This is a genomic window from Pyrobaculum sp. (assembly GCF_049971835.1).
Lineage (GTDB): Archaea > Thermoproteota > Thermoprotei > Thermoproteales > Thermoproteaceae > Pyrobaculum.
In genome coordinates, this window is sequence record NZ_JBMFKV010000120.1 from 1 (window position 1) to 6,264 (window position 6,264).

General features: G+C 60.9%; 8 protein-coding genes and 1 pseudogene. 4 read left to right on the forward strand and 5 right to left on the reverse strand.

Annotation, left to right across the window (positions count from 1 at the left end):
• The 4 genes and pseudogenes from ACP5J3_RS09990 to ACP5J3_RS10005 form a co-directional block, all read right to left on the reverse strand.
• Nucleotides 1-330 (reverse strand): annotated as a pseudogene (locus ACP5J3_RS09990) (hypothetical protein); the annotation flags it as partial.
• Complete coding sequence (locus ACP5J3_RS09995) at nucleotides 309-623, reverse strand: hypothetical protein (RefSeq protein ID WP_428495558.1); 315 nt, start codon at nucleotides 621-623, stop codon at nucleotides 309-311. The pseudogene ACP5J3_RS09990 and the gene ACP5J3_RS09995, both read right to left, overlap by 22 nt.
• A gap of 22 nt (nucleotides 624-645) precedes the next feature.
• Nucleotides 646-1,026 (reverse strand): RidA family protein, encoded by a 381-nt coding sequence (locus ACP5J3_RS10000; RefSeq protein ID WP_428495559.1) that lies wholly within the window; start codon nucleotides 1,024-1,026, stop codon nucleotides 646-648.
• Nucleotides 1,027-1,047: 21 nt separating this feature from the next.
• A complete protein-coding gene (locus ACP5J3_RS10005; RefSeq protein WP_428495560.1) occupies nucleotides 1,048-1,512 on the reverse strand; it encodes a DUF3800 domain-containing protein in 465 nt (154 codons plus the stop codon).
• Between the two features lie 185 nt (nucleotides 1,513-1,697).
• Here ACP5J3_RS10005 and ACP5J3_RS10010 point away from each other — a divergent pair, with 185 nt between their 5' ends.
• Together ACP5J3_RS10010 and ACP5J3_RS10015 are read left to right on the forward strand one after the other, a co-directional pair.
• Complete coding sequence (locus tag ACP5J3_RS10010) at nucleotides 1,698-2,303, forward strand: cysteine hydrolase family protein (RefSeq protein WP_263244432.1); 606 nt, start codon at nucleotides 1,698-1,700, stop codon at nucleotides 2,301-2,303.
• A 12-nt stretch (nucleotides 2,304-2,315) separates the two neighbouring features.
• The gene (locus tag ACP5J3_RS10015) at nucleotides 2,316-2,960 is read left to right on the forward strand and encodes a dolichol kinase (protein WP_428495561.1); all 645 of its coding nucleotides are present in this window, start codon (nucleotides 2,316-2,318) and stop codon (nucleotides 2,958-2,960) included.
• Here the strand turns inward: ACP5J3_RS10015 and ACP5J3_RS10020 are convergent.
• The gene (locus ACP5J3_RS10020; protein ID WP_428495562.1) at nucleotides 2,935-3,927 is read right to left on the reverse strand and encodes a methyltransferase; all 993 of its coding nucleotides are present in this window, start codon (nucleotides 3,925-3,927) and stop codon (nucleotides 2,935-2,937) included. The two genes, ACP5J3_RS10015 and ACP5J3_RS10020, sit on opposite strands and share 26 nt — an antisense overlap.
• Before the next feature lie 72 nt (nucleotides 3,928-3,999).
• Here ACP5J3_RS10020 and ACP5J3_RS10025 point away from each other — a divergent pair, with 72 nt between their 5' ends.
• Entirely contained in the window at nucleotides 4,000-5,556 is a 1,557-nt protein-coding gene (locus ACP5J3_RS10025; RefSeq protein ID WP_428495563.1) for a PINc/VapC family ATPase, read from the forward strand.
• Nucleotides 5,553-6,264: class I SAM-dependent methyltransferase (locus tag ACP5J3_RS10030; protein WP_428495564.1), on the forward strand; the 712-nt coding region annotated here is incomplete at its 3' end. The genes ACP5J3_RS10025 and ACP5J3_RS10030, both read left to right, overlap by 4 nt.

Consider the following 6,264-nt stretch of genomic DNA (forward strand, 5'->3'; position numbering starts at 1 on the left):
GGCGTCCCACTCCCTTAGGTCGACTTTTCCGTATACCCTGGCCTTTATGACGAGGGCGGCTAGCTTTGCCGTTGCCATCTCCCTCAGCCGGAGGTCTTCGGCTGAGCCGTAGCAACGCCAGTGTGCCTTTACCTCGTAGTAGAGGGCGAGGAGGGGCTCTAGGTACTTCTCGAGGGGGCCCAGGTCTACTGGGCGGCCGGCGCATAGCTCCCTGGGGAGTGGTAGCCAGAACTCGCCGAGCCTCGGCGCCGCCGCCTCTATGAAGTCTACGCAGGCCTCGACGCCTGTCTTTGTGAGGGAGGTGGTGGCTATGAACAGGGCTCTCCGCATCTATACTCGGCGCAGAGGGGGTGGCCCTCCGGCGCCACTACGACCACCTTGTCCCGGGGGAGGCTGGGGAGTAGCTGGGCGAAGTCTGGGTAGATGTATATCTTCTCGGCGGCGTCTAGCAGGAGGAGGGCGAGGCCGGGGTCCTCGACGTGTGCCTGGACTCCGCCGTCTACCTCCTCGGGCTTGACCTCGGCGTAGCGGTCTATGTGGACCGCGCCGCACTCCTTGGCGCGTCTCAACGCCTGGGGGCCGCCTCCGAGGATGAAGAGGGTCGGCACCCGGTTCGTCGTCACGGGTCGGCGCTGCGAGTCCTCCTCACTCCCTCGCGGCTATTACGGCTATCTCTATTAAAACGTCTCTGGGGAGCCTCGCGGCCTGCACGGTGACGCGGGCGGGGGGCTTCTCGGGGAAGTACTGGGCGTAGACTTCGTTGAAGGCGGCGAAGTTGTTTAGATCTGAGAGGAATACGAAGGCCATGGCCACGTCGCCTAGGGTGTAGCCCGCGGCCTCCAGCACGGCCTTTATATTCTCCAACACCTGCCTCGTCTGCTCCTTTATGCCGCCCTTGACCACCTCGCCGGTTTTCGGGTCGACGGGGATCTGCCCAGCGACGAAAAGCATCTTCCCCACCTTAACCGCCTGGGAGTAGGGGCCGATGGGCTTGGGCGCCGCCTCTGTGTAGATAACCTCCTTCATGTGGAGACGGTACGTAGGTGTTTATAACACCACCCGCCTACCCCCACACAGCCTCTCTCTGTAGTAGCCGGCCACCACGTCGGCGAGCTGTATGCCGGGGGTGCGTCTCGAGTCTCTCTCGACGTACCTAAACCCCGGCCTCAAGTCGCCGTGGAGCAACTGGTTGTCCAACACAGCCAGCGCGGCGTCTCTGGCCAGCTCCTCCAGCTCTCGTAGAAATCCCTCGGGGTTTTTGTAGTGAAACGCGGTGTACCGCAACTCGGCGGCTTTCTCTATCAGGGCTATTACGGCCTCTGGATTCCCCCTCCTCTTTACGGCGCGCCACTTCAACTCGCCGCCGATTCTCAACATCCTTTTGATATTGTCGACTAGGTGTCTACCCAGCTCTAGATACGTGGCGCCTCTGCTTGACGCAAATGCCACGGCGCCGAGGACAACACAGTTGCAGACGTCCTTCAAGCCGCTCTCGTCAATGAAAACAATCACAAAGCTTTTATACAAGAACTTGCTTTTTAACTAGTGAGGCCGGGGGACGTGTCCCCCCGGAATGGGGAGGGAATCCCCCGCTGACTTTCCGTGAAGCCGGCGGATATGTCCCCCCGGAATGGGGAGGGAATCCGCCGCCGACTCTCCTGGGCATAAAGCTAATATTTGGAAGTTAACAGTTCTTTATGTTGCCGGAGAGTGTAAAGGTGCCGAAGATCGCTCTGGTGGATAAGGTGTCTCTTCCGGCGAGGAGGACTGCGGTTGTTGTGGTGGATATGCAGAACGACTTTGCCCACCCCAATGGGAGGCTGTTTGCGCCTGCGGCTCGGGACATAATTCCGCGCATCGCGGCGCTTTTGGAGAAGGCTAGGCGGAGCGGGGTGAGGGTGGTGTATACGCAGGATACGCACTACAGAGACGACCCCGTGGAGTTCCCCATCTGGGGTGAGCACGTGGTTAAGGGGAGCTGGGGGTGGCAGATTGTGGATGAGCTCAAGCCGAAGGAGGGGGACGTCGTGGTTGAGAAGATGAGGTACGACGCCTTTTTCGGCACGCCGCTTGACCACGTGCTCCGCATGTACGGCGTGCAGCACCTCGTGGTGACCGGCACCGTGGCTAACATCTGCGTGCTCCACACGGTGGCCAGCGCGAGGCTTAGGCTTTACGACGTGGTTGTGCCCATAGACGCAATCGCGGCCCTCAACGAGTTTGACTACGCCGCGGCTCTGAGGCAGATGGACTTCCTCTACCGGGTGACGCTGACGAAGACGGAGGGGGTGGAGTTCATATAGCGTTTTTCCGCCGTGTCTGATTTAGAGCTAGCCGCGGCGCTGGGGGCGTGGGTTATGTTTGTCACGCTGGTGTTGACTAGGCTTACCTACAAGCCGCTGTCGAGGCTGGGGCATATGCGGGCTGTGTATTTCAACAGGAAGATTATACACGTGCTGGCCGGCGGGGTTGTGGCTGTTTTAGTGCCGGCGTTCTCCAGCTGGGTGGTGCCCACGCTGTCGGCGCTTGCAATCGCCGTCTTTCTCTACGTGCCCCACAGGTTGGGGAGGCTCTTCTGGTGGTTTCAAGATCCCGACAACATGTACGAGGTGTCTTTCGCCGTTATGTGGGGCCTCGTGGTGGCTCTGAGCTGGGGTGTGTTGGGCGACTGGAGGCTCGGCGTGGTGCCGGCTCTCTTCATGGCCGTGGGCGACTCGGCCACCGGCATAGTAAGGAACCTCCTGTTTAAGAGGCGGACTAAGCACTGGGTGGGGAACGTGGCGATGGCCGCGGTCTCTGTGCCGATCGGCTGGCACTACCTCGGGCTACCCGGCGCCTTGGCAGGGCTCCTGGCCAGCGCCGTGGAGAGGTTCGAGTTTCCGCCGGTTGACGACAACGTGCTGGTCCCCCTCTCCTCCTTCCTATTCCTTGCCGTCACCGGCATATTCTACCCATTATGATGTGGCTGTAGAGGCCCCCCTGGTAGATTACTCTCTTGAGGAGGAGCTCTCCCCCCACCTGGCTGAGGAATGTTCTGTACCTCGGGGTGATGACGACATAGGTGGCGCACCCCCTGGCGAGCCTCCTCATGGCCCTCCCCAGTAGGCGGTAGAGCTTGCCGATTTTTCCAGGTATTCTGAAGCCGTACGGGGGGTTGAATATGTATTTGTCGCAGATGGGCCTCGCGGCTCTATATACCTTGGTGGAGTCGAACCAGATGTGGTCCACCTGGGGGAGGTGGGCTGTGTTTGCCACGGCGCCTTTGACGTGTCTAAGGGAGATGTCTATACACAAGTACCGGGCGTGTGGGTAGAGCTCAGCGGCCTCTGCCACCACCGTCCCGCCTCCGCAGGTCAAGTCGCAGATGGTCTCGCCGGGTTGCGGCTTGGCTAGCCTCGCCATGGCGTTTGCAATTATGGGGTTTAGGCTCGCGTAGTGCTGATACACGCGCCAGGGCCTGTCCTTTAGACTCCTCTTTGCCACCGTGACCCAGACGGAGACGTAGTGCTCCACCACGTCGACGTTTATCTCGACGTCGGGGTCCACCAGGCTTATGGTGAAGCCCCTGTCCTTGAGCCACCTGCCGACCTCCCGCTCCACGTCCCGCGAGGTGAAGCCGTGCTCCCCCACCCGCTCGCACCTCACCCCCACAGTGGTGTTGCCCGTGAGGTATCTAAGCGCCTTGGGGAGCTGGCCGACGGCGAGCTCCACCACCTCCCCCAAAGTGTCGGCACGGCCGTCCCCCAGGAAGACGCCGAAGCGCTCCACAGTCCTCAGACGGAACAGCTCCGGGGGGGCCGCCTCCACCTGGGCCACCACCCTCCCCGTCATGTAGAGGCCCCTCGCCCTCTGCGCGCCGAACCTCTCTGCGAGCTCCTCTATGACGAAATCCTCCAGCCCGGGCACCGTGGTGAGTAGGTAATCCACGTGGCGCCTCCGCCCACTTGTTTATAGGTTGTGCTTTGCTAAAAAATTTATACATATTGAATGGTCCGGACGGTGGATAAGTACGTGGCTGACAGCTCGGTGGTGCTTGACGGGACGCTGAAGGAGGCCGTGGTGGCCGGCAAGGTGAGAGGCACCGTCTTCATCCTCTCGGAGCTGGTGGAGTACTTCTCCCAGCTGGCCAGGTCCGGAGACGGCGTCGGCGTGGTGGGGATGGAGGAGCTGAGGGATCTCTACGACGTGGTGGATAAGCTGGGCCTGGGCGACTTTGTGAAAATCGAGGTGGTTCCCGCGGGCAGGCGGCTGGAGCCGGGGGAGCTCGACGCCTACGCCAGGCGCCTAGCTAAGGAGAATGGCTACGTCTACGTCACTAGCGACGAGCTGGCGAGGGACACCGCGGTGGTGGAGGGGGTGGAGGTGCTGTACCTGGGTAGGACGCGCGACGTGCTGGCTATTGAGAAGTTCTTCGGCCCCGACGTAATGTCGGTGCATTTGAAGGAGGGTCTCCCGCCGTTTGGTAAGGCGGGGAGGCCTGGTAGCTGGCGTATTGTGCAGCTCTCCGAGGAGCCGCTTACGCGGAAGCAACTGGAGGCGGTGGTGAGGGAGCTCATATCGGAGGCGTCGCGGCTGGGGCCCCGCACGAAGATAGAGATTAGGAGGCCCCACTCCTTGATAATACAGCACAAGGAGTATAGAATCGTCATAGTCTTCCCGCCGGTTTCCGAGAGGCTTGAGATCACCGCCACCAGGCCCGTGGTGAGGAAGAGGATTGAGGACTACGGGCTTGACCCGAGGGTTTTGGAGAGGCTTGAGAAAAGCGCTGAGGGTATCCTCATCGCCGGGGCCCCCGGCGCCGGCAAGACCACCTTTGCCCAGGCGCTTGCGGAGTTTTACCTAAGCAAGGGGAGGGTTGTGAAGACTGTGGAGTCGCCTAGGGATATGGTGCTCAGCCCGGCTATAACCCAGCTCTCTAAGAACCTCGCCACTTCGGAGGAGATACACGACCTGCTTCTCCTCTCGAGGCCTGACTACACCATATTCGACGAGATGAGGGACACGGCGGACTTCCAGCTCTATGTGGATTTGAGGCTCGCAGGTGTGGGGATGGTGGGGGTTGTCCACGCCACGTCGCCTATAGACGCCATCCAGCGCTTCATTAGGAGGGTGGAGCTGGGGATGATCCCCTCGATTATAGACACGGTGATTTTCATGAGGGACGGCGAGGTGCGGAAGATATACGCCTTGTCTATGGTGGTGAAGGTGCCCGCCGGCATGAGGGAGGAGGACTTGGCCAGGCCCGTGATCCTCGTTAAGGACTTCCTCACCGACGAGGTGGAGTACGAGATATATGTATTTGGCGAGGAGACCTTCGTAGTCCCGGTTAAGAGGGCTGAGGAGGGGAGGGCGCCGAGCCGCAAGATTTACTCCATGGTGGTGTCGGCGCTGAAGCGCTACGTGCCCCCCAGCGAGATTAGGCTGGAGGAGCGGGACGGCCTAATCTTGATAAAAGTCCCGGAGGAGTACCTCGGGGTTGTGCTCTCCCGCGGCGTGTCGAAGCTGGAGAAACTCAGAAGGAAGCTGTCAGTAGACTTCAGGATAGAGGCTAGGTGAGCAGGGCGGTAGCCAAGTACTACGACTCCATAGCCCACATCTACAGCGACGTCTATCTCAAGATGGAGTACTACAGACGCCTCTACCGGCGCATAGGCGAGGTGCTGGATAGATACATCAAGCCGGGCATGTCGGTACTCGACGTGGGCTCCGGCACGGGCTTCTGGAGCCTCTACATGATGCGGCTGGGGGCCCGCGTAACCTCGCTGGACATTTCTCAGATGTCTCTCAAGCAGTGCCGATGCGCCGAGAAAGTCGCCGGAGACGCCGCGCGCCTCCCCATGAGGAGGGGGGTCTACGACGCCGTGACCGCCCTCGGGAGCGTGTACAACCACCTAAGCGACGTGGGGGACGCCTTCCGTTCCGCGGCTTGGGCGTTGAGGAGAGGCGGCCTCTTCATAGCCGACATAGACAACGCCGTCTGTGTAGATATGCTGTATGAGTACCTCCTTTTCCAAAACCCCTCGAAGCTCATTGCGGCGGCCAGAGACGGCGTTGTGAGGGGGGTCTGGGAGTCCGCCGACGGCGAGATCCCCTTCACCTACTACTCATATTTCTACGTCAAATCCGCCTTGGCCAGGGCCGGGCTTAGGCTGGTCGAGGCGAGGCCTATATACCTCGCGCCGCTCCTCCCCACGCGGCTCCTCCAGAGGAGGTTCCGGCTGGGCTTTTTCGAAAAGCTAGACCTCCTAAGGCCGCTCGCCCCAC

Excerpts from the sequence above, each read along its gene's own strand:
- ACP5J3_RS10000 (WP_428495559.1), bottom strand. The coding sequence starts at position 1,026 with ATGAAGGAGGTTATCTACACAGAGGCGGCGCCCAAGCCCATCGGCCCC.
- ACP5J3_RS10010 (WP_263244432.1), top strand. The coding sequence starts at position 1,698 with ATGTTGCCGGAGAGTGTAAAGGTGCCGAAGATCGCTCTGGTGGATAAG.